Source organism: Cryobacterium sp. AP23, from assembly GCF_054075385.1.
This window is the reverse complement of sequence record NZ_CM133415.1, coordinates 1,648,309-1,669,461: the sequence shown is the minus strand read 5'-3', so window position 1 is coordinate 1,669,461 and position 21,153 is coordinate 1,648,309. Positions and strand designations below refer to the sequence as shown.

Sequence of the window (21,153 nt, the reverse complement as noted above, 5' to 3'; positions counted from 1 at the left end):
GCGGAACAGGGCGGGGATGCCGCTAACCTAATGCCATGGTTACTCAGATTACTAAGGCCGTCATTCCCGCTGCTGGAATGGGAACCCGGTTCCTGCCCGCGACTAAGGCCATGCCGAAAGAGATGCTGCCCGTCGTCGACAAGCCGGCCATCCAGTATGTCGTCGAAGAAGCCGTCGCTGCCGGCCTCACCGATGTGCTGATGATCACCGGTCGTAACAAGAACGCCCTGGAGAACCACTTCGACCGCGTCACCGAGCTGGAGGCCGTGCTCATCCAGAAGGGTGACCGTGACCGTCTCGCCAAGGTGAACGAGTCCACCGACCTCGCCGACATGCACTATGTGCGCCAGGGTGACCCGCTGGGCCTGGGCCACGCGGTGCTCCGCGCCAAGATGCACGTGGGCAATGAGCCGTTCGCCGTGCTGCTCGGTGACGACATCATCGACGCCCGCGACCCGCTGCTCGACAAGATGCTCGCGGAGCAGATCAGCCGCAACACGAGCGTCGTCGCCCTCCTCGAGGTCGACCCGTCGCAGATCCACCTCTACGGTGCCGCCGCCATCGAGAAGACCGATGACCCCGACGTGGTGCGCATCACCGGCCTGGTCGAGAAGCCCTCCGCCGCGGATGCCCCGTCGAACCTGGCCATCATCGGCCGCTACGTGCTCCGCCCCGAGGTGTTCGAGGTGCTCGAGCACACCGCGCCGGGCAAGGGCAACGAGATCCAGCTCACCGACGCCCTGCAGGAGATGGCGGTGAACCCCGAGACCACCGGCGGTGTGTACGGTGTCATCTTCCGGGGCCGCCGCTACGACACGGGTGACCGGTTGGACTACATCAAGGCCATCATCCAGCTCGCCGTCGACCGCGACGACCTCGGCAAGGAACTGCGCCCGTGGCTGCAGGAGTTCACCGCCACCCTCGAGTAGCGCAACGCTCCATCGGGTCGGCTCCGGACTAGGATTCGGACATCACCGGGCTTCGGCCCCCAAGTAGACGGGTTCATCGTGCCGACCGCGATTCCTACGCTCCGTGACGGTGCCGTGACCCTGCGACCGATCCGGTTGCGCGATGCACGGGCCCTCGAGCGTGAGCTGATGGAGAACCGGTCCTGGCTGCGCACCTGGGAGGCCACCAGCCCCTACGCGCCGATGTCGTTCGACACCCGCGCCAGCATCCGCAGCCTGCTCGCGCACTCGCGCACCGGCAGCGGGCTGCCGTTCCTGGTGGAATACAACGGTGAACTGGCCGGCCAGCTGAACGTGTCGTCGATCACCTGGGGATCGCTGTCGAGCGCCTCGATCGGGTACTGGGTGGGCGAGTCCTTCGCGGGCCGCTCGATCACCCCGATCGCGGTCGCCCTGGCCACCGACTACTGCTTCGGCCAGCTCGGGCTGCACCGGATGGAAATCTGCATCCGGCCGGAGAACGGCCCGTCCCTGCGGGTGGTCGAGAAGCTCGGTTTCCGGTACGAGGGCCTGCGCCGCCGCTTCATCCACATCAACGGCGCCTGGCGCGACCACTTCGCCTTCGGCCTGGTGGCCGAGGAGGTGCGCGGAGGGGTGTTGCGCCGCTGGCAGGACGGCCTCGTTCCGCCCGGTCTGGCCACCGTGAATGAGTTCGACAAGGCGGCCGCGGCGCATCCGCTGCAGGTGGCCGACAAGTGACACACCCCCCGGTAATCAGGCACGGAAGGTCCCGCGACTCATACCGTAGGGAGCATGAGTAGCGAAGTCCTGGGTGGGGGAGTGATGGTGGCGGTTGCCGCCGCGCTCTGGGTGACGTACCTCATGCCGACATGGGCCCGGCGTCGGCAGTATCTCGCCACCGAACGCAACGCCGTGCGACTGCAGCAGACCCTGCGCATCCTGGCCGAGACGTCGGAAATCCCCCAGGAGGTTCGCGTGGAAACCAACGCCCGCGGTGTGTCCGCCCAGCAAAAACTGCTCGCCCAGGCCGAGGAAGACGCCCGGATCGCCGCGAAAACCGCCGGCGACGCCGCCACGGCCGCCCGCCGTGCCGCGGTGCTGCGCGCCGCCGCCGCCCGCCCCAAGGCACTCACCCCGGCGGGCAAGGCCAAGCGCCTGCGCGCCATGCGCGCCTTCGCCTCGCTCGTGCTGCTCATCGGGCTGGTCGTCGCCGTCGTCGGCGCCACCCTGCTCTCCGCGGGAACCTGGACCCTCCTCGCCGGCGGGCTCGTCGCCGCGGTTCTGGCCCTGACCACCCTCGGCCGGCTCGCCGCCGTGAGCCGCTCGGCCCGCGCACCGCGCACGGTTGAGAACCCGGATGCCGTCGCGACGGGCCGCCGCGCTCCCGCCACCGGGCAGCGCTTCGAACCGGTGCACTTCGATGAGGCGCCGGTCGCTCAGCCCAGTCCGTGGACCCCGCAGCCGCTGCCCAAGCCCCTGCACCTGTCGCCGGGCTCCATCGCCCAGGCGGCCATGGCGTCGGTGGATGCCGCAGCGGCGCTGCGTCAGGCCGCCACGGAAGCGGAACTGCAGCGCCGGGCCCTGGCCATGGCGGAGGCCATCGCGCCGTCCGAGGTCACCCCGATCACTCGCCCGGTGGTCGCCCGTGCCGCGGCCGCCAAGGCCGCGCCCCAGGCCGCGCCGAGCCGGTTCGCCAACATGGGCATCATCGGCGACACCGAGCCGGGCATGACCGACCTCGACGACGTGCTGCGCCGCCGCCGCTCGGTCGGCTGACCGGCGGCAACGGTTCGAAGCATCCGGCCCGCGTGATATTGTAAATACGCAGTTAGGGGCTATGGCGCAGTTGGTAGCGCGTCTCGTTCGCAATGAGAAGGTCAGGAGTTCGAATCTCCTTAGCTCCACCACTGAACAGATACTGGTCAGGTCGGGTTTCAACCCCGGACCTGGCCAGTATTTTTTTGCGCCCTGACCCCGGCGGGAGCGGCGCACTCCCACAGACGAATCGCGGACCCCAGGGCCCTGACGGGCATGGGATCCGCGACTCTGGTCGGGAGGGAACGTGGCCGTCGACGGGCGGCCAGTCCGGGGCCGGGATTAGGCGAGCTGTCGCTTCTCCTCGGCGACAAGGGCGTTGATCCGGGCGCGTTCGGCCCGACCGAAGGTCTCCTTGGTCACGAGGATGCCGACCAGTCCGACGACTGCCGCGCTCATGTAGAGCAGCGACGCGCCCTGCCAGCCGATCCAGCCGACGAGCAGTGCCGCCAGCAGCGGTGCGAAGCCGCCGATGGCCGCGGCGATCTGGTACCCGAGGGAAGCGCCGGAGGTGCGAGTCGAGGTGCCGAACTGCTCGGTGAGCAGGGAACCCTGCACTCCGGTGAGCGACGCGTGGATGACGCCGATGCCGAAGATGAAGACGGCGATGACGAGGGCCGGCGTGCCGTCGTTCGTGAGCAGATACATCGGGAACGCCCACAGGATCGCGACGAGGCAGGCGATGATGTAGATCGGTCTGCGGCCGACACGGTCGGTGAGCGAGCCCATGATGAAGGTCACGAAGATCGCGATCAGGCTGGCCGCGGTGATGGCGCCGAGGGCAGTGGGGCGGATGTCCGGGTAGCGCTCGGAGAGGTAGTTGAGCAGGTAGGTAGCGGTCGAGTAGTAGGCGAACGACTCAACGATGCGCAGGGCGATCACGCGGAGGATGCTCCTCCAGTCGCGGCGGAGGGTCGTGGTGAACGGGTTCTTCTCGATCTTTCCTTCGGCCTTGGCGGCTTCGAACTCGGGAGACTCGGACAGGCGCGAACGCACGACCAGGGCCACGACGACGAGAACGGCGCTGAGGAGGAACGGAATGCGCCAGGCCAGGTCGCCCTCGAGGTTCGCGCAGACGAGGAACATTCCGCTTGCCAGTGCGATGCCGAGCGGGTTGCCGGACTGGGGGATGGCGGCGTACATGCCGCGTCGGTTCCATGGCGCGTGCTCGTAGGCCATGGTGATGGCCCCGCCCCACTCCGCACCGAAGGCGAGTCCCTGGATCATACGGATGATGACCAGGAGAACCGGCGCAATGACGCCGATCTGGGCATAGGTGGGGAGGAGCCCGATCAGGAACGTCGCGCCGCCCATCACCAGCATCGCGCCGACAAGCACCGGTTTGCGACCGAACTTGTCGGCGAGGTAACCGCCGACCGCGCCGCCGAGGGGGCGCATCAGGAAGCCCACCGCGAGAGTGGCGAAGGAGAGCAACGTGCCGATGAATCGGTCGCTCTCGGGGAAGAAGACCGCACTGAAGTACAGGGCGGAGGCGGTGCCGTAGGCGATGAAGTCGTAGTTTTCTACGCTCGTGCCCAGTGCCGCGGCGATGGCCGTCTTGTTGCGGTCCTTCGATCCCAGCGCAGATTTCTGCGTTGCCGGGGGCGTGATGGTGGTTGTCATGGGTGGATCTCCTTTGATCAGGGTAAAACGAGTTGGTCTTAACGAACGGGGATGCGTGTGGGGCGGAGGAGGTCGAGGGCGTTCAACTTATCGACGCGGCGGCGGGTGTCCTCGTCGTCGTCGAAGGTTGCGGCGAGGAACTGCTGCACGATGTCGTCGATGAAGGCGGGCGGAACCAGCCAGGCGCCAAGGGCGATGACGTTCGCGTCGTCGTGCTCGACCGCCTGGTGGGCGGAGTACGACTCGTTGGCGAGGCCGCAGCGGATGCCGGGGATCTTGTTGGCGGCCATGATGGCCCCTGCGCCCGTTCCGCACACAAGAACGGCGCGGTCCGCTGTGCCGTCGAGCACGGGAGCGCAGGTGTCTTGTGTGACGTCGGGAAAATCGACCGGATCCGTGTTCGTGGCGCCACGTTCGATCACGGTATGGCCGAGTCGCTCGATGGCGTCGATGACGCGCTGTTTGACGGGGAAGCCGGCGTGGTCTGCTCCTACGGCAACGATCATGCGGGTGTCCTTTCGGTGAGGGCGACGAGCATCCGCTCGACGTCGGTGAGGTGGGGGATGGAAGAGGATGCGCCGGCCCGGGTGACGGTGAGGGCGCCGGCGCTGGCAGCGAGGTGGAGCCGTTCCTCCACGGGCAGCGCCGAGTGCGCGGCGAGGTAGCCGACCACAGTGTCGCCGGCAGCCGTCGTGTCGATGGCGCGTACCGTCGGAGCCGGAACCCGACCGACCTGCCCGGCGACGTCGTAGATCGCCCCGTCGGGACCGAGTGTGCAGATGGCATCAGCTTCCAGCGCCCCAGCAACCGCGGTGAGGAGCCCGGCCAGGTCGCCGCCGCCGGAACTGTCCTCGCTGGCGGTGAAGTTGAGGAGGCCGTGGATCTGCTTCAGTTCGTGTTCGTTCACCACGAGGAGGTCGATGTCCGTCACCAGGTCTGCAGCCGTGGCGGGGGCCGGCGCTGCGTTCCAGATGACGGTGGCGCCGGAAGCCTGGGCGTGACGGGCGGCCGCCCTGTTCGCCGCTGCGGGCACCTCGTTCTGCAGCACGAGCACATCGCCGTACGCGATCTCCTCGAGGCCGGTCCCGGCCACAGTTGCGTCGAGTGTGGTGTTGGCGCCGGACAGGACAACGATGGAGTTCTCACCGGAATCGTCGACGCACACAATCGCGCGGCCGGTGGCGAAGCCGGGGCGTGTCGCGATTGAGGCGGTGTCGATACCGCGCGCCGTGAGCGCGGCGAGCAGGGCGGCCGCCTCCGCGTCATCTCCGACCGCGCCGATCATGCGGGTCATGGCGCCGGCGGCCGCTGCCGCGATCGCCTGGTTGGCGCCTTTGCCGCCCGGCGAGGTGCTCGCTGTGGCTGCGATGACGGTCTCGCCGGGCATCGGGAGGGTCGTCATTCTGTAGCTGGTGTCGGCGTTGATGCTGCCGAAGACAAAAACCGTGCCGGGCATCGTCCACCTCCTTGTGTCGTTGATCGGTCCCGTGGAAACGTTTCCACGAGTGCAATGAGACCAATGATGCATGACGGCCCGGGCAATTGCAAGGTCGGAGTTCTGGACCCCACGGGGTCGTCGGGGCTCGGGCAGACCTTTGCTCCTATCGATTACGCGTGCCAAGATGGGAACGTTTCCGTCAAGGAGTGGGTCTGTGGCGACAATCAAGGATGTGGCGGCTCGGGCCGGGGTCGCGCTCGGCACTGCCTCGCGCGTACTCACGGGCAGCAGCCAAACGTCGCCGGATTCGCGGTCGCGGGTGCTGGCGGCGGCGGCCGAGCTGAACTACATCGCCAACGGGCCGGCCCGCTCGCTACGCCGTGCCCGGACCGATGTGCTCGGTCTCCTGGTGTCAGACATCCGCAACCCGTTCTTCTCCGAACTCGCCCACGCGGCCGAGCAGGAGGCTGGCCGGTTGGGCTACACCGTGCTGCTCGCGAACGCCAACGAAGACCAGGCTCAGGTCGACGAGTACCTGCGTATCTTTGCCTCACAGCGCATCGACGGGTTGCTGCTCTCCCCTCAGGGCGGTCTGTCACGGCAAGTCGCGGCCCAGCGCGCGAGCGGCCTGCCGCTCGTTCTCATGAACCGCACCGTTGCCGGACTCGATGCCCCCATGATTGGCACTGACAACGCTGGCGGAGTCGCGAGCGTGCTCGACTGGCTGCAGAAGCAGGGGCACCGCGATGTCGCGTTCGTCGGTGGGCCGTCGACGATCTCCACCGGAGCCGAACGCCTGGCCGCGTTCCGGGCGGGCCGTGAGGCGCATGGCCTCAGCATGGACGAGGCGCTGATCGACACCGGCGACTTCTTGCCCGGCGGCGCGGCGAAGGCGATGCACCGCATCCTCGATCGTGGCGTGCAGCCGACCATCGTCTTCGGCGCGAACGGTCCCACCACGCTGGGAGTCGTGCGCGCACTCCGGGAACGCCTCGGCAGCGAGTGGGCGAAGCAGATCGCGATCGTCTCCTTCGATGATCTCGACTGGTTCGAGTTCGCGTCGCCGCCGATCAGCGCGGTGCGGAATGATGCGACGACGATCGGACGCCTCGGCGTCGCCCGGCTCGTCGACCTGATCGAGGGGCGCGAGGCGCAGTCGCAGCGGGTCGCGACCGAGTTCGTCGACCGCTCCGCGGGACTCCCGTAGCCGCTGGCCCGGCGGGCCGTTCCCTCAGACCGACAGCAATCATGCCTTTACGTGGCTCGTCGAGGCGTTGATGTGCGAGACTCGCACACGCACCAGAATGGTGAGATGAGTCGAGCGCAGCTGATCGTAGACCGCCTTGTGGCCATCGCCGAGGAGGACGGCTTCGCCGCGCACGCCGTGCACGTCCTCATCGACGACGAGAGCGCCGAGTATCACTGGAGCGATGATGACCGCCGGGATGTTCACTCGGCTGCCAAGGGCGTCTGCGTTCTCGCGATCGGGATCGCAGCCGATGACGGGCGGCTCGATATTGATGCGCCGGTAGCGGCCTACCTGCCGGACTTCGAAGAACTCGGAGCGGGCGTCGAGGGTGTCACGCTGCGGCATCTGCTCACGATGACGAGCGGGATCGATTTCCCGTGGTCGGAGACGATGATGACGGACTGGCCCGACCTCGCGCGCGAGTTTCTCAGCCGTCCATCACGAGGACGGGTCTTCCAATACTCCAACGCGAGCACCTACACCGCGATGCGGGCGCTGCAGTCCGTTGTGGGTGACGTGCCCCAGTGGCTCGATCAGCGCTTGTTCGGACCGTTGGCGATCGATGCGCCTGCGTGGGAGCGCTGCCCGAACGGCTGGATCCTGGCAGGAGGGGGGCTTCACCTGCGCACGGCTGAGCTGGCACGGATCGGGCAGCTCATCCGCGACGACGGGGTATGGCAGTCACAGCGCATCGTATCCCCGCGCTGGGTGCAGGCGATGCACACCGACTGGTTTGAACGGGGGCCGGAAACTGGGCCCGCATACCGGCGCTATGCGCTCTCCGGCTGGGGTGGGCCCGGCGCTGCATGGCGTCTGCATGGTGCGTACGGACAGCTCCTGGTCTTCCTCGGCGACGCGGTGGTCACGATCACCGCCGACGATCATTTCAAGGCGGATCGGATGGCCGAGCGCGTTGTAACGACCCTGGAGCAGTCGGCGAGCTGATACCGGGGGCGAACCTAGGACGGACGCTTCATCGCTTCGATCTCAGCGACATGGTGCCGTCCGATCGGTGTGACCATCGGCTTGCCTGACACCGGGTCGGCGGTGATGCTGTTGGGGAGGCCGAAGACCTCTTCTATGAGCGTGCTCGTGACGACCTCGGATGGATCGCCCATGGCGAGCACCTTGCCGTCTTTGACCGCCACGATGGTGTCCGCGTAGCGGATCGCGAGGTTCACATCGTGCAGCACCATGACGATCGTCGTGCCTCGACGGTGGTTGAGGTCGGTAAGCAGGTCGAGGACCTCGACCTGGTGGGCGATGTCCAGGAACGTCGTCGGCTCGTCCAGCAGCAGGATATCGGTCTCCTGGGCGAGCGCCATAGCGATCCACACCCTCTGTCGCTGGCCACCGGAGAGCTCGTCGACGCTGCGGTCGGCGAGGTCGGCGACCCCGGTCGCCTCCAGCGCTTCCACGACCGCCCGGTCGTCGTCCGTGGTCCAGGAGCGGAACAGCTTCTGGTGCGGATGCCGTCCGCGCCCGACGAGGTCGGCGACGGCGATGCCCTCCGGCGCAATCGGCTGCTGGGGGAGCAAGCCGAGGGTGCGTGCCAGCTGCTTGGTGTGCAGCTGGCTGATCTGTTTGCCGTCGAGCACAACAGCACCGCTGGTCGGTTTGATGAGCCGCGCCAGCGTCTTCAGCAGCGTCGATTTTCCGCACGCGTTCGCCCCGACGATCACGGTGATGCGGCCGGCCGGCAGTTCGAGGTCGACGCCGTCGATGATGGTCGTACTGCCGTAGCCCGACACCAGGGCTTCGGCGGTCAGTCGATGCTGTGCACTCATGAGGATCCTCCGCGGCGGGATGTGCGAATCAGTAAGAAGAGCAGATAGGGGGCACCGAGGATGCCGGTGATCACCCCGACCGGGAACCGGGTGTCGAAGGCGAACTGGCCGATGAGATCGGAGGTGAGAACCAGGCAGGCCCCCATCAGAGCTGCGGGAATGGTCAGCGAGGAGCCGTGACCGACCAGCCTGCTCACGATGGGGCCCGCAAGGAACGCCACGAATGCGATCGGCCCGGTGGTCGCGGTCGCGAAGCAGGTGAGGGCGACAGCGGCGAGGATGAGCAGGATGCGGACGTGGTCAACCCGCACGCCCAGCGACGTCGCGGCGGCGTCGCCGAGTTCCAGCGCTCGCAATTGTCGCGAGAGCAGGGCGAGCACGGGCAGCAGCACTGCCACGGCGATGCCGAGCGGGAGGACGCTCTCCCAGCGGGAACCGTTGAGGCTGCCGGTGAGCCAACGCATGGCGACGGCGACATCCCATTCCGCCGCCCGCTGGATCGCGTAGTTGACGACCGCGTCCAGCATCGCGCCGATGCCGATACCGATGAGAATGAGCCGGCCGCCGGTTGACTCGCCGCCACGTGCGGCCAAGTAGATGGCCGCGGCCGTGGCAACGCCCGCAATGAGAGCGGCGAACATGGTGGCGGTGCCGCTCCAGTGCAGCACAACGAGGCACACGACGGCGGCCGCGCTGGCGCCGGCACTGATGCCGATCACATCCGGGCTGGCGAGGGGGTTGCGCAGCATTGTCTGAAATGTCGTGCCGGCTGCGCCGAAGGCGAGTCCGGCAAGCGCGCCGATGAGCGCCCGCGGGATGCGCAGGGTGCCGACGGTGAAGGATGCTCCGGGCACGCTCTCTCCGCGTAGGACGGCGAGTACGTCGGAGACCGGGTAGATCGTGTTGCCGAGCATCATCATGGCGGCCAGGAGCGCCAGTACCGCGACGGCGAGAAGGACGATGACGATGACACGACGACGGGAGCGGCGGATGCGGCCGGCACGGACCAGTGCCATGCGCGCAGCGAGATCGGGCGTTGCGGGGAGAGAGGTCATGTCAGAGCGCCCTCATCCGGCTGCGGCGGGCGATGAGGACGAGGACCGGAGCGCCGATGAAGGCGGTGACGATGCCCGCTTCCGTCTCGCCGGGGTAGCCGATGAGACGCCCGATCGTGTCGGCGAGCGTCAGCAGCATCGCGCCGCCCAGTGCCGAGAGCGGCAGCATCCAGCGCTGATCGGGGCCGACGAGCATCCGCACCACGTGCGGGACCATGAGGCCGACGAAGGCGATGGGACCGGCGACCGCGGTGACAGCGGCGCAGAGCACCACACCCGCGACAGCGGCGAGCAGCCGGGTGCGGCCGATGCGCACGCCGAGCCCCACGGCGACGTCGTCACCGAGGGCAAGTGCGTTCAACGCGGGTGCGCAGATGAATGCGACCAGGGTCCCCGCCACGAGCAGGGGGGAGATGACCGCCATCGTGCCCCAGTCGGCTCCGCCGACGCCGCCGACCTGCCAGAAGCGGAAGGTGTCCATCGCTGCGGTGCGGGGCAGCAGGACCGCGCTGACCAGGGAGGACAGCGCTGCCGTGGTCGCCGCTCCCGCGAGCGCCAGTTTGATGGGCGTAGAGCCGCCGGGTCCGACCGAGCCGACGTTGTAGACGAAGATCGCGGTCAGGACGGCGCCACCCAGGGCGAGCCAGAGGTACTGGTACGGCGAGGTGATCCCGAAGAATGCGATTCCGCAGACGACCGCGAGCGCGGCGCCGGTGTTCACTCCGAGGATGCCGGGGTCGGCGATGGGGTTGCGGGTGATCGCCTGCATCAGCGCCCCCGACAGTGCGAGCGCTGCGCCGGCCATGATGGCGAGCACCGTGCGTGGGATGCGCCCCTGCACCGCGATCGCTCCGATGTCCGCGGGCGTCCGCCCCTGCGCCCAGGAGGTCAATCCGTCGACAATCTCCGCCAGCGAGACGGTTCGCGACCCGAAGGCCAGGGAGAGCAGGATGGCGATGCCGACGCCGACGATCAAGCCGGCGATCGTCACAGTGCGCCGCCGCGCCCCCACCTGAATGGCGGGGGCGCGGCGGCGGTCACCAACCGTTGCGTGCACTGAGGTCACTTCGCGAGTGCGACGGCACCGTCCAGGAGGGCGACGTAGTCCTTCAGCATCCACGGGATCGACAGCGCGGTCGGCGTGACGGCGCCGCTGAGTGCATCGCCGGATCCGACCGAGACGACAGCGCCGTTCTGCACGGCCGTCAGCGTGTTCCACAGCGGGTCGGCCTGCAGCGCCTTGAGGAGCTCATCACTGTCGCCGTAGCTCACGATCACGTCGATGTCGGCCAGCTGATCGGCGTTCTCCGCGCTGACGTCCTGGTAGAAGGTGTCGCCGTCACCGGCAAGGTCGGGAAGGTCGAAGCCGAGATCGGCGAGGAAGGCCGTGCGCGAGTCGCCCTGACCATAGATCGAAATGGTGGAGAGGTCGGCTGCGGTCATGTAGAAGAACGCCGCCTTCTTGCCCGCGAATGCGGAGTCTGCCGTGGCGTCCGCGATCTGCTGGTCGAGGTCGTCGACGAGCGCCTGGCCCTTGTCGGCGAGCCCGAGAGCAGCGGAGTCGGTGAGGATGACGTCGCGCCACGGGGTGAGCCAGGCGGCATCGGGGTAGGCGACGGTCGGCGCGATCTCGCTCAGAGTGGCGTAGTCCTCCTCGGTGACGCCGGAGTAGCCCGCGAGAATGGCATCGGGCTGGGTGTCGGCGATCGCTTCGAAGTCGGTGCCGTCCACGGTGGAGAACACCACCGGCTCCTCAGCGCCGAGCGCCTCGTAGGCGTCGAGGGTCCAGTCGTAGACGCCGAGCCCATCGCTGCCGTCCATCGACCAGGTCTGGTCGTCGACGCCGACGGGAGCGACGCCGAGTGCGAGCGCAACGTCCTGGTTGCCCCAGCCGATCGTGGTGACCCGTTCGGGCTGCTTCTCGATCACGGTCTCTCCGAGCGCGTGCTCGACGGTCACGGGGAAGTCGCCGCTGGCTGTCGAATCCGAGTCGGAATTCTCCGCAGCGGAGGGGGAGCAGGCGGCAAGCCCGATGGTCATAACTGTGGCCACGCTGAGGCCGAGAAGGCGGGGGATCGACATAGGATTCCAAATTCTGTGTTCGGGACGGTGAGGGCGGACGAGAGAGCGTCGAGACTTTGGTTAGCCTACCCTAATGTGCAGCACTGTTCGTTCGCCACAACCGTCCAGGCATTCGTGGGGGAGCCCGGAGCCGCGGTTAGACTTGACTAATTCACCAGAACCGGCAGGCCGATGGCTTGGCGGTTCTTCTGTTCGAGACACCGGGGGACGAGCATGACAGGGCGCGCGGAAGACCAGGCGACCGGACCGTCCACTGCGGTGATTGAGGGCGTCTTCGCGTTGGCCCGAGACGGCCGCACCGGCCCGTTGGGCGAGATGATCGATGCCGGGGTGCCGCTCGACCTGGTCAACGGGCGCGGCGACAGCCTGCTGATCGTGGCCGCGTACGGGCAGCACCGTGAAGCCGTGCAGGAGCTGCTCCGCCGCGGCGCCGACACCGGCATCGTCAACGGAATGGGCCAGACCGCGCTTGCCTGCGCGGTGTTCCGGGGCAACGAGGCGATCCTGCTCGACCTATTACAGGCCGGCGCCGACCCCGACCTCGGCAGCCACACCGGCATCCAGATCGCCGACCAGTTCGCAATGCCGCGGATGCGCGAGGTCATCGAGGCGTACACCGGCGCGTGACGGCGCCCCGTGTGGCCCGCCGCGCCCGCTGTAGCGGGCGCATCCGGCCAGAGGAGGCGCGCTGACGGCCCGACAGTCGTCGCGGCCACTGCCACCGGACGCCAGCGCCTCGGCGCGAGGGTATAACGGATGGCATGAGCCTGGAGCAGATCGTTGACCTCGTGCGCTCCTTCGACGGGGCTGTGGTGCTGGCCCCCGAAAAGGCAGCGGGGTTCCCGAGATCGCGTGGGGCGACTTCTTCTTCTACTCCGTCCCGGACGGCGAGGTGCCGCCGCGCGCGCAGCCCTACGCGACGATCATCACCAAGGACTACCCGGATGACTCCGGGTCCCACCTGGACCCGCCGGGCCGCTGGCGCCTGAACATCCACGTCGGGCCGGCAAGGCTTCTCGAGCTGGCGGGGGCCGGACCGCACGATCTGGCAGCGGCGGACGCGTTCCTGCCCCATCCGGTCTACGGTGCGCTCGGTTGGGTCGCCGTCGTGAACCCGGGGGAGAGAACGCTGGCCGCCGCCAGCGACCTGCTCCGCGCTGCGCACGCCGACGAGCAACGCCGGCACGCCCGTCGGCACAGTCCCGGCCACTGAGTTACGGACTTTCGGCCTTCGTTTCGGAAACGAAGGCCGAATCTCCGTAACTGAACGCGTTGAACCGTGTCGGCGGTCGTGGGTAGCGTGGCCGGGGATGACCGGAGCGAAGGGCAGGGGCGTCAGGATGGGTGACACGACACCGGCGGGCACCTCCGTGCGGTTCCGGTGCGGGCACGGTGCCGCGGCCGAGGACGCCCGCATCACCCTGCAGCGGGACTGCCCGCTCTGCATGCTGCTGCGGGAGACCAAACGCAGCCGGGAGCAGTTGCTGCACCGGGTGGCCCCGAACGGCCGGGACGCCCTCGCACAGGAGACCCGCATCGGCACCAACTTCGAGTGGATCTGCACCCGTGGGCACTCCCGCTACTCGGCGAGCGTGCTGGAGACCCTCACCGGGCCGGGCTGCCCCAAGTGCCAGAAGAACGCGCAGGCCCCCGCGGCCCGGTTCGAGGGCGGCGTGCCCTTCATGAAGCCCGGGCTGAAAACGCGCACCTCCCAGGCCGAACAGAAGCTGCGGATGCTGCTGGGCGAACGCATCCGCCTGCCGCACCGGGTGAACGCCATCCGGATCAACCGCAGTTTCTACGGCAAACCGGAGGTATGGCCGGACATCATCATCCCCGCCCTCAAGGTCGCGATCGAATACGACTCACCCGGCCGGGACAAGACCTCCCACCGCGGACTCAAGGAGGTCTCCGACCGGGAGAAGGACGCCGCCCTCGAGGAGGTCGGCTGGGCGGTGATCCGGGTGCGCGCCGACGGCCTGGACCCCGTCGGGCGGTACAGCATCGCCTGCAGCGGGGTGACCGCCGGGCTCGTCGAGGAGGTCCTCACGATGCTCGCCGCGATCCGCGGGGAGCAGGCGCTGGCCGCCCTTATGAGATCAGACCCGAGTGGATAGAGTGGCCGGGTAAGAGGCTCACTGTCGAGCAGGGGGTCGGCATTCGTGAGACGCCCGGAGCAAAGGAGCTCGTGCCGTGTTGCACACAGACATACCCACCCGAGACGACGTCGACACCCTCGCGGCAGTGCGCAGGCATCCGTGCGTCTCGATCTACCTGAGCACCAGTCCGCTGCCACAGGACTCGGAGAAGGCCAGGGTCGAACTCAAGAACCGGCTGACCGAAGCGGTGCAACAGCTGCGGGACGCGGACACCGACAAGGGCCCGATCGAGGAGTTGCAGGAGACCCTCGACGACCTGATCGAGGACTCCGACTTCTGGCGGTCGCTGTCGTACAGCCTGGCCATCTTCGCCACCCCCGACAGCGTGCGCACCTTCCGGCTGCCCAACCGGCTCAGCGGAGCCGTGGAGGTCTCCGACCGGTTCTACCTCAAGCCGTTGCTGCGCGCGGTGACCTTCCCGCAGGCCGCGTTCGTGCTCGCCCTCGCGCAGAACTCGGTGCGGCTGCTGGAGATCAGCGCGGACAGCCCGGTGTACGCCGTGTCCGTGCCGGGGCTGCCCAGCGACGTCGCGGACGCCGTCGGCCTGCCCTCGATTAACGGCCGCACCCAGGACAGTCACATCATGGGCGGCCGCATCCAGGGTGCGGAGGGTCAGAAGGTGCGGATGCGCCAGTACGCGCGGGCGATCGACCGGGCGTTGCGGCCGGTGCTCAGCGGTCTCGATCTGCCCCTGATCCTCGCCGCCGCTGAGCCCCTCGCCGGCATCTACCGGTCGGTGAATAGCTACCCGAACCTGACCGAGGCGATCATCCCCGGCAACCCGGAGGAGACCGCCGACGAGGACCTCGGCGGGTCGGCACGCGGCATCCTGGACGACCTCTACGCCGCCGAGCTGGACGGACTGAAGGACCGGATGGCACGCCGGGCCGCGCACGGGCGGGCGGTCACCGACCTCAGCGACGTGGCCAGGGCCGCGACCTACGGGGCGGTGGAGACCCTGTTCGTGGACATCGACCAGAGCGTGCCCGGGCTGGTCGACGAGGAGACCGGGGCGGTGACCCTGAGTGACGGAGACGACGCCGTCACCTACGGCGTTGTGGACGAGATCCTCCGGCGGGCGCTCCTGTCCGGCGCGGAGATCTTCGCCGTGCGCGCCGACGACATGCCCGGCGGCGGGGCCGTCGCGGCGGGCGTGCGGTTCATGGTCTAGAAATGCAAGAACCGGTGCCGCCTGCGGACAGGTGACACCGGTGAGTCATGCGCAACAGGCGAATCACGCCCGGGCTGAAGCGAGTTAGCGCTTGCGGGCCTTCTCGGTCTCAGCGGACTTCGCCTGCTTGTCAGCGCGCTTTTCCTTGAGTGACTTGCCGGCGACCTTCTTGGTCGCATCCTTCTTGGGTGATTTGTCAGCCATGTGTACTCCTTCGACCTGAGCCCGTGCGGCACCGATGATCTGACCCTACGCGGGTTCGGCAGAAAGGGCATCTTGAGCCGGCCGGCCCCCGCCGGCCTGACCTATTCGGGGGCCGAATGGTGCCCTGTGCCTTTCGCGGGTGTCGACGTAGGCTGTCTGCGATGAGGCGCCTCGTCAGTGGGACGGGAAGGCGCAGGAGAGCCGGGAGAACATGAGCGAACAGGGAACCTATAAGGCAGTGCTATTCGGCCCGAACGTGATCGGCTCGGGTACCGAGGTGGAACTGCACTACACCAACGGTGAATACCAGGACGTGGTGGTGCTCGAAGCCGTCGAGGAAGGGCAGACCATCACCCGCACGTACCGCAAGGGACGTGAAACCGAAGAGCCCATCCCGTACCGGTTCGTCGACGAAGACGTCTCGGACGAAACCGTGGAGGGAGAGGTTCCCAATTAGCCTCCCGACACGGTGCAGCGGCGGCAGCGCGGGATGCGCTGCCGCCGCTGCGTCGGGTCCGGCTAGATGCGGGTGCCCGGCTTGGAGCTGCGGCTCAGCCGCACGGGCAGGGCCATCAGCGGCCCGACGAACCGGCGCTGCAGGCTGCGGCCGGGGCCCCAGACGTACTGCACGATCAGCTGGGCCAGGATGGCGCTGGCCGCCAGGGCCACCGCGATCGCGCCCGCGGTGAGCAGGTTGAGCAACCCGTTGATGTCACCGTCGGACATCTGCAGCAGCCCGCGGAACAACGCCAGGCCCGGCACCAGCGGCACCAGGGCGCACACGATGATCACCAGCGGCGGGGTGCGCACGATGCGCGCGCCGACCGCGGCCAGGAGCCCCGCCCCCATCGCCGCGGCGCCGGAGGACCAGACCAGGCCGAAGCCGGAGTTCGTGGCGCCGAGGTAGATCGCCTCCGCCACCGCGCCGAGCAGGCACAGCACCCAGAACGCCCGCCAGGGCACCTGGGTGGCGAGGCCGAAGCCCACCACGATGACCACGGCCGCGACCAGCTGGATCGCCAGGATGCCCAGGGTAGGGGTGAGATCGGCGTTGATGCGCAGGTCGAGGCCGAACCGGGAGAGCAGCAGTGAGGACCCGGCCACCCCGGCGACGAGCCCACCGGTAATCAAAAGCGCCTCGATCAGCCGTGCGGTGCCGGTGAGATAAAAGCCGGAGAGGGTGTCGTGCACCGCACCGAAGGTGGTCACCCCGGCCAGGAGCATGATGATGGTCGCGACGACGACGAGGGACGGGGTGGCGGTGGGGTCGACCAGGGGCACGAACGCCGCGAACAACGGGCCGATGGCGCCGCCGACGACGGTCTGGTAGAACAGCGGCACCCTCCGCTTGTCGAGCGCGGTGGTGAGAAAGTCGATGACGAACGCCGCGACGAACGCGGCCAGGACCACGATCGGGCCACCGCCGATGAGCGCGGCGGCGCCAGCGCCGACGAGGCTCCAGCCGACCCGCCGGTACAGCAGGGTGACCTGGGGCTTGGAGGAGACGATGGTGGCCAGGCGTTTGCGGGCCTCCGCCACATCCGTGGGCTCGTCGATGAGGTCGGCGATCAGCTCGGAGGTGGCGGTGAGCTTGGCGTAGTTGAGGGTGCGGTACTTCACGTCGCGGCTGCGCGAGATGGCCTCGTGGGTGGACTGGTCCTCATGGGTGAGGGTGATGATCGTGTGGGTGATGTTCGCCTCGGTGCCGCGCAGGCCGTACGCGCGGGTGAGGGCGAGCATGGCCGCGGTGGCGTCTTCGGCGCCGGCGCCGGAGGAGAAGATCACTTCGGCCAGCCGCATGGTGAGGTCGAGCACCGACCGCGTGTACGCGGCGATGTCGATGACCGGGACGGCGATGGTGGAGGTGCTCGGCGCGTCCTCGTAGGCGCGCACCGCCGCGATCCCGCTGGCGTCGGCGCGCAGGATCGGGATGCTGGTGGTGACCGGGCGCGGCGTGGTGGGATGCGGCGCCCGGTACGGCTGCTTGGGAATCGGGGCGGTCGCGGTGACCGGCTCGGTGGTGATCGGCGCGGTGGTGATCGGCGCGGCGTTCATCGGCGCGGCGTTCGCCGGGGAGTTCGTGATCGGGGGAGTCGGGGGCACGGCAGTCAACTGGACAACTTCAACACTTCGGGGGTCGGTCTTGCGGATGGGGATCGGACGGGTGCGTTCAGACATCGAGCGGGCCGAGCCAGGCGGCGGCGACGGTGGCATGCGCGGAGTCGGCATTGGAGGGATGGAACAGCCCGGCCAACACGTCGCGGTACAGCCGGCCGAGTTCGTCGCCGGTGAAATAGCTGGCGCCGCCGTTCACGCGCAGCATCAGGTCGACGACCGCCTTGGCGTTCTCGACGCTGGTGTGCTTGAGGCCGGCGAGCCGGGCGAACCAGAACGCTCCGTGATCGACGAGGTCGTCGACGTCGCGGGCGAGGGCGTCGATAGGCGGGTACGCGGCCGCCAGCAGCATCGCCGCCTCCGCGATCCGGCGGCGGATGTCGGGGTCCTGGGCGAGCGGACGGCCGTCGTGCTTGGCCGAGCGGCGCCATTTCGCGGCGGCGACGCCGAGCTCCAGCGCCCGCTGGGCGATGCCGGTGTACACGCTCGAGAGCAGGATCTCGAAGGTGGCGAAGATACCGAAGATCAACGGGTCGTTCACCGGCCCCGGCGGCAGCCGCCGCACCACCCGGTCGGCGGGCGCGTGGGCGCCATCGAGCAGGGTGGTCTGGCTCTGGCTGCCGCGCATGCCCAGCGTGTCCCAGTCATCGACCCGGGTGATGCCCGGGTCGGCGCGGTCGAGGAACGCCCAGACGATCAGCGGCCGGTCCGGGTCGGAGGTGTCCAGGCCCATGGTGCCCAGCTGGGTCCAGACCGGGGAGAGGGAGGTGAAGATCTTGGTGCCGGTGAAGGTGTAGCCGCCGTCCGGCTGCGGGGACGCATCCGTGCCGGAGCCGAACAGGACCAGGTCGTTGCCGGGTTCGCTGACGCCGAAGCCGAAGATCGCGCCCTGCGCGGCCTCGGTGAGGAGGAAGTCGAGGGCGCCGTCGCCGCGGTCGTGCATGGCCTTTGCAACGCCGGTCCAGACCAGGTGCATGTTCACGGCGAGGGCGGTGGCCGGCGCGTGCGCGGCGAGGCGGGACTGCTCGACCGCGAGCTGCGCCAGGGTGAGGCCGAGACCACCGAACCGCACCGGCACGAGGGCGCGCAGATACCCGGCCTCGGCCAGCTCGGTGACGTCCTGGAACGGGAAGGTGTTGTCGGCATCGTGGGCCGCCGCGCGCGAGCGGATGCGAGCCAGCAGGTCGTCGCCGAGCACCCCCGGTGAGGGTGCAGGGGAGGGCGTTACGGCGCGGGAGGACTCGGTCACACCTGCAAGCCTACGTAGCCTTTCCCTTTCGTGTGCTCAGGCGCACGATGAGGAGCACGATCCCGCCGACGACGGCCGCGATCGCCAGCCACGGAAGGGCGAACCCGATGCCCACCAGGACCGCGCCGAGCACCGTCACCAGGGTGTTCCAGCCCGCCACGATGCCGGTCCAGAAGTTGTCCGGCGCGCCGGGCGCGACGGTGCCGGTGGCGTACAACTCCAGGTTGATGGTGGAGTATTCGACCTGGTCGGCGAGGTAATCCCGCTGGGACTTCATGCTCTCCAGCTCCGCCTGGCGGGTGGAGAGTTCACCCTCGATGGCGATCAGGTCGGTGGTGTTCGTCGCCTGGGTCATCAGGGCGAGCAGACGATCGACCGAGGTGGTGAGGGCGGTGACCCTGGCGTTGAGGTCGGCGCTTTGCTGGGTGACGTCGGAGGCGTTCAGGGAGACGTAGTTCACCGTGCCGAGGGCCCGCAGCTCGTCCAGGGTGCGGTCCAGGTCACCGGCCGGGATGCGCAGGGTCAGGTTCGCGCTCGCGGCCTGGTTGTCGGTCTCCGGGTTCTCGGTGCGGCTGTCCACCCGGCCGCCGGCCTGCTCGACGATGGTGACCGCATCCTGCGCGGTCTTGATCGGGTCGGTCACCGTCACCGAGACCGAACCGGTGGTGATCACCGAACGGTCGGCGATGGCGGTGTCCCCGGCGGAGCCCTCGGCGGTCGCGGCATCCGGTTGGCCCTGCATCTCGCTGGAATCCCCGCCGGAGGTGGCGGACTGCTCGTTCACGCTGTCGGAATTGGCCGCGGTGCAGCCGGCCAGCAGGAGCGCGGCGAGGGCGATTCCCGCCGCCCAGCCGGTGCGACGGGCGGCGCGTTCGCGCGGGGCGCCGCTGCCAGGCCGGATGGTGCCGCTGTGCTCGCTGCTGTGGTTCATGGCCTCACTGTAGGGCTGGTCCGGGGCCCAAATCTGGGTGAAATCTGGGAGTCGGATCACAATCGAGTCTCGGCGCCGGGCCGGGCCGTACGCTCGAAATGGTGCCGCTGACGCGGTGCCGCCGCCCGAAGAACCAATCAGTTCGTGCTTGAGGAGGAACCCATGGGATTCGCAGACGATGCCAAGGACGCGCTCGACGCAACCGGCCAGAAGATCGGCCGTGCCGCCGAGGACGCGAAAGAACGTGTTTCGGACAAGATCGATGAGGTCAAGGCCGACGCCGAGGTGAAGAAGGCCGAGGGTGACGTGAAGCGCGCGGAAGCGGAGCGGGACTCCACCAAGGCCAAGAACGAGTACAAAGAAGGATTGCGCTAGCTCGTCGGAGCAGCGCTGCGACCCGTGGACCAGTCCCCGGGTCGGTCGTGGGGCACGGCGGTGACGGAACGATTCCGTCGGCGCCGGGCCCCACGTTTGCATGTCGACACCGACACTGGCAGCGGCCCGGTCGTGATCCTGGTGCACGGCATCGCCTCCACCTCCGCCACCTTCCACAAGGTCGTGCCGCTGCTCGCACCGGCGCACCGCGTGATCGCGATCGACATCCTCGGCCACGGCGCGTCGCCGGCGCCGGAGGACTGCGACTACACCCTCGACGACCACGTCGCTGCCCTCGCCGCCACCATCCGTGCGTTGCGGCTGCGGGAACCGTTCGTGCTGGTGGGGCATTCTCTGGGCAGCCTCATCGCCACCCGGTACGCCGCCGAGCGGCGCTGGTTCTCCGCGCCGGGCACGCGGGTGTCCCGCCTGGTGCTGGTGGGACCGCCGATCTACCTGTCGCCGTCGGACATCGGTGATCCGTGGGTGCGGGCTCGGGTGTCGGCGTACCTCCGGGCGTACGAATTCCTGCGCTCGAACAAGGACTTCACCCTCGCGAACGCCGCGGTGATCTCCCGGATGCTGCCCAAGGGCATCCTCGAACTCACCGCCTCGTCCTGGACGCCGTTCGTGAAGTCGCTCAAGAACTGCATCGAGTCGCAGACCATGGTCAGCGACATCGCCGTGCTGCGCATTCCGGTCGACCTCATCTACGGGGCGTTGGACGCTTTCGTCACGCCCGGCAGCCTGCGGGTGGTCGAGCGGATGCGGCACGTGACCACCCACCGGGTCGAGGCCAACGACCACATCGTGCGCAGCCGCATCGCGCGGGTGCTGGTGCGGGTGATCGACGGCGCCGCCGGGGATGGGGCGGTCCCGGACGAGCGCACCGGGCGGCCCGCCCGCCGGTAGCCGGCGCAGCGGTTCGCGACGCGAGTTGCCATCGGCGGGGCGCCGCTGCCAGCATGAAC

22 protein-coding genes and 1 tRNA gene are annotated in these 21,153 nt (G+C 68.7%); 13 read left to right on the top strand and 10 right to left on the bottom strand.

Annotated elements, in window-relative coordinates:
- Positions 1–35: 35 nt before the first annotated feature.
- The 4 genes from galU (at position 36) to ACU5E9_RS07905 (ending at position 2,836) form a co-directional block, all read left to right on the top strand.
- The gene (gene galU / locus ACU5E9_RS07920; protein ID WP_456813075.1) at positions 36–929 is read left to right on the top strand and encodes a UTP--glucose-1-phosphate uridylyltransferase GalU; all 894 of its coding nucleotides are present in this window, start codon (positions 36–38) and stop codon (positions 927–929) included.
- Between the two features lie 114 nt (positions 930–1,043).
- A complete protein-coding gene (locus tag ACU5E9_RS07915; protein ID WP_456813074.1) occupies positions 1,044–1,667 on the top strand; it encodes a GNAT family N-acetyltransferase in 624 nt (207 codons plus the stop codon).
- A gap of 54 nt (positions 1,668–1,721) precedes the next feature.
- Positions 1,722–2,705 carry a hypothetical protein gene (locus tag ACU5E9_RS07910; RefSeq protein WP_456813073.1) on the top strand — a complete coding sequence of 328 codons (984 nt, stop codon included), beginning with the start codon at positions 1,722–1,724 and terminating at the stop codon, positions 2,703–2,705.
- A gap of 55 nt (positions 2,706–2,760) precedes the next feature.
- Positions 2,761–2,836, top strand: a tRNA-Ala gene (locus ACU5E9_RS07905).
- A 190-nt stretch (positions 2,837–3,026) separates the two neighbouring features.
- Here ACU5E9_RS07905 and ACU5E9_RS07900 read toward each other — a convergent pair.
- Genes ACU5E9_RS07900 through ACU5E9_RS07890 form a run of 3 tightly spaced genes read right to left on the bottom strand, consistent with a single transcriptional unit; the run spans position 3,027 to position 5,823 of the window.
- Positions 3,027–4,367, bottom strand: coding sequence for an MFS transporter (locus ACU5E9_RS07900; RefSeq protein WP_456813072.1), 1,341 nt, complete (start codon positions 4,365–4,367; stop codon positions 3,027–3,029).
- Between the two features lie 38 nt (positions 4,368–4,405).
- Positions 4,406–4,873, bottom strand: a complete 468-nt coding sequence (locus tag ACU5E9_RS07895; RefSeq protein ID WP_456813071.1) for an RpiB/LacA/LacB family sugar-phosphate isomerase — start codon at positions 4,871–4,873, stop codon at positions 4,406–4,408.
- Positions 4,870–5,823 carry a PfkB family carbohydrate kinase gene (locus ACU5E9_RS07890; RefSeq protein ID WP_456813070.1) on the bottom strand — a complete coding sequence of 318 codons (954 nt, stop codon included), beginning with the start codon at positions 5,821–5,823 and terminating at the stop codon, positions 4,870–4,872. The genes ACU5E9_RS07895 and ACU5E9_RS07890 overlap by 4 nt, the downstream gene beginning before the upstream one ends.
- A 196-nt stretch (positions 5,824–6,019) precedes the next feature.
- On the opposite strand from ACU5E9_RS07890, the gene ACU5E9_RS07885 reads away from it, so the two are divergent.
- Together ACU5E9_RS07885 and ACU5E9_RS07880 are read left to right on the top strand one after the other, a co-directional pair.
- On the top strand, positions 6,020–7,012 hold the full coding sequence (locus ACU5E9_RS07885) for a LacI family DNA-binding transcriptional regulator (RefSeq protein ID WP_456813069.1): 993 nt from the start codon (positions 6,020–6,022) through the stop codon (positions 7,010–7,012).
- A 105-nt stretch (positions 7,013–7,117) separates the two neighbouring features.
- Positions 7,118–7,999 (top strand): serine hydrolase domain-containing protein, encoded by an 882-nt coding sequence (locus ACU5E9_RS07880; RefSeq protein ID WP_456813068.1) that lies wholly within the window; start codon positions 7,118–7,120, stop codon positions 7,997–7,999.
- Positions 8,000–8,013: 14 nt separating this feature from the next.
- Here the strand turns inward: ACU5E9_RS07880 and ACU5E9_RS07875 are convergent, their stop codons facing one another.
- The 4 genes from ACU5E9_RS07875 to ACU5E9_RS07860 all read right to left on the bottom strand — a co-directional run bounded on the left by ACU5E9_RS07875 (position 8,014) and on the right by ACU5E9_RS07860 (position 11,978).
- Positions 8,014–8,841, bottom strand: a complete 828-nt coding sequence (locus ACU5E9_RS07875) for an ABC transporter ATP-binding protein (RefSeq protein ID WP_456813067.1) — start codon at positions 8,839–8,841, stop codon at positions 8,014–8,016.
- Entirely contained in the window at positions 8,838–9,857 is a 1,020-nt protein-coding gene (locus tag ACU5E9_RS07870) for a FecCD family ABC transporter permease (RefSeq protein WP_456813066.1), read from the bottom strand. Before ACU5E9_RS07870 ends, ACU5E9_RS07875 begins: the two co-directional genes overlap by 4 nt.
- A gap of 40 nt (positions 9,858–9,897) precedes the next feature.
- Entirely contained in the window at positions 9,898–10,887 is a 990-nt protein-coding gene (locus tag ACU5E9_RS07865) for a FecCD family ABC transporter permease (protein ID WP_456813065.1), read from the bottom strand.
- Positions 10,888–10,958: 71 nt separating this feature from the next.
- On the bottom strand, positions 10,959–11,978 hold the full coding sequence (locus ACU5E9_RS07860; protein WP_456813064.1) for an iron-siderophore ABC transporter substrate-binding protein: 1,020 nt from the start codon (positions 11,976–11,978) through the stop codon (positions 10,959–10,961).
- Positions 11,979–12,191: 213 nt separating this feature from the next.
- Here ACU5E9_RS07860 and ACU5E9_RS07855 point away from each other — a divergent pair, with 213 nt between their 5' ends.
- The 5 genes from ACU5E9_RS07855 (at position 12,192) to ACU5E9_RS07835 (ending at position 15,969) form a co-directional block, all read left to right on the top strand.
- Positions 12,192–12,605, top strand: a complete 414-nt coding sequence (locus tag ACU5E9_RS07855) for an ankyrin repeat domain-containing protein (RefSeq protein WP_456813063.1) — start codon at positions 12,192–12,194, stop codon at positions 12,603–12,605.
- Between the two features lie 265 nt (positions 12,606–12,870).
- Positions 12,871–13,191, top strand: a complete 321-nt coding sequence (locus tag ACU5E9_RS07850) for a DUF6194 family protein (protein WP_456813062.1) — start codon at positions 12,871–12,873, stop codon at positions 13,189–13,191.
- A gap of 127 nt (positions 13,192–13,318) precedes the next feature.
- On the top strand, positions 13,319–14,095 hold the full coding sequence (locus tag ACU5E9_RS07845) for a hypothetical protein (RefSeq protein WP_456813061.1): 777 nt from the start codon (positions 13,319–13,321) through the stop codon (positions 14,093–14,095).
- 76 nt (positions 14,096–14,171) lie between these two features.
- On the top strand, positions 14,172–15,308 hold the full coding sequence (locus ACU5E9_RS07840; RefSeq protein WP_456813060.1) for a baeRF11 domain-containing protein: 1,137 nt from the start codon (positions 14,172–14,174) through the stop codon (positions 15,306–15,308).
- Positions 15,309–15,723: 415 nt separating this feature from the next.
- The gene (locus ACU5E9_RS07835; RefSeq protein WP_456813059.1) at positions 15,724–15,969 is read left to right on the top strand and encodes a hypothetical protein; all 246 of its coding nucleotides are present in this window, start codon (positions 15,724–15,726) and stop codon (positions 15,967–15,969) included.
- 62 nt (positions 15,970–16,031) lie between these two features.
- On the opposite strand, the gene ACU5E9_RS07830 is transcribed toward ACU5E9_RS07835, so the two are convergent.
- The 3 genes from ACU5E9_RS07830 to ACU5E9_RS07820 all read right to left on the bottom strand — a co-directional run bounded on the left by ACU5E9_RS07830 (position 16,032) and on the right by ACU5E9_RS07820 (position 19,807).
- Positions 16,032–17,615 carry a threonine/serine ThrE exporter family protein gene (locus ACU5E9_RS07830; RefSeq protein ID WP_456813058.1) on the bottom strand — a complete coding sequence of 528 codons (1,584 nt, stop codon included), beginning with the start codon at positions 17,613–17,615 and terminating at the stop codon, positions 16,032–16,034.
- A gap of 67 nt (positions 17,616–17,682) precedes the next feature.
- A complete protein-coding gene (locus ACU5E9_RS07825; RefSeq protein WP_456813057.1) occupies positions 17,683–18,876 on the bottom strand; it encodes an acyl-CoA dehydrogenase family protein in 1,194 nt (397 codons plus the stop codon).
- A 10-nt stretch (positions 18,877–18,886) separates the two neighbouring features.
- The gene (locus ACU5E9_RS07820; RefSeq protein ID WP_456813056.1) at positions 18,887–19,807 is read right to left on the bottom strand and encodes a DUF4349 domain-containing protein; all 921 of its coding nucleotides are present in this window, start codon (positions 19,805–19,807) and stop codon (positions 18,887–18,889) included.
- Between the two features lie 162 nt (positions 19,808–19,969).
- Between ACU5E9_RS07820 and ACU5E9_RS07815 the strand changes: the two genes are divergently transcribed.
- Both ACU5E9_RS07815 and ACU5E9_RS07810 read left to right on the top strand, forming a co-directional pair.
- Positions 19,970–20,182 (top strand): hypothetical protein, encoded by a 213-nt coding sequence (locus ACU5E9_RS07815; RefSeq protein WP_456813055.1) that lies wholly within the window; start codon positions 19,970–19,972, stop codon positions 20,180–20,182.
- Between the two features lie 96 nt (positions 20,183–20,278).
- Positions 20,279–21,094, top strand: coding sequence for an alpha/beta fold hydrolase (locus tag ACU5E9_RS07810; protein WP_456813054.1), 816 nt, complete (start codon positions 20,279–20,281; stop codon positions 21,092–21,094).
- Positions 21,095–21,153: the final 59 nt, after the last annotated feature.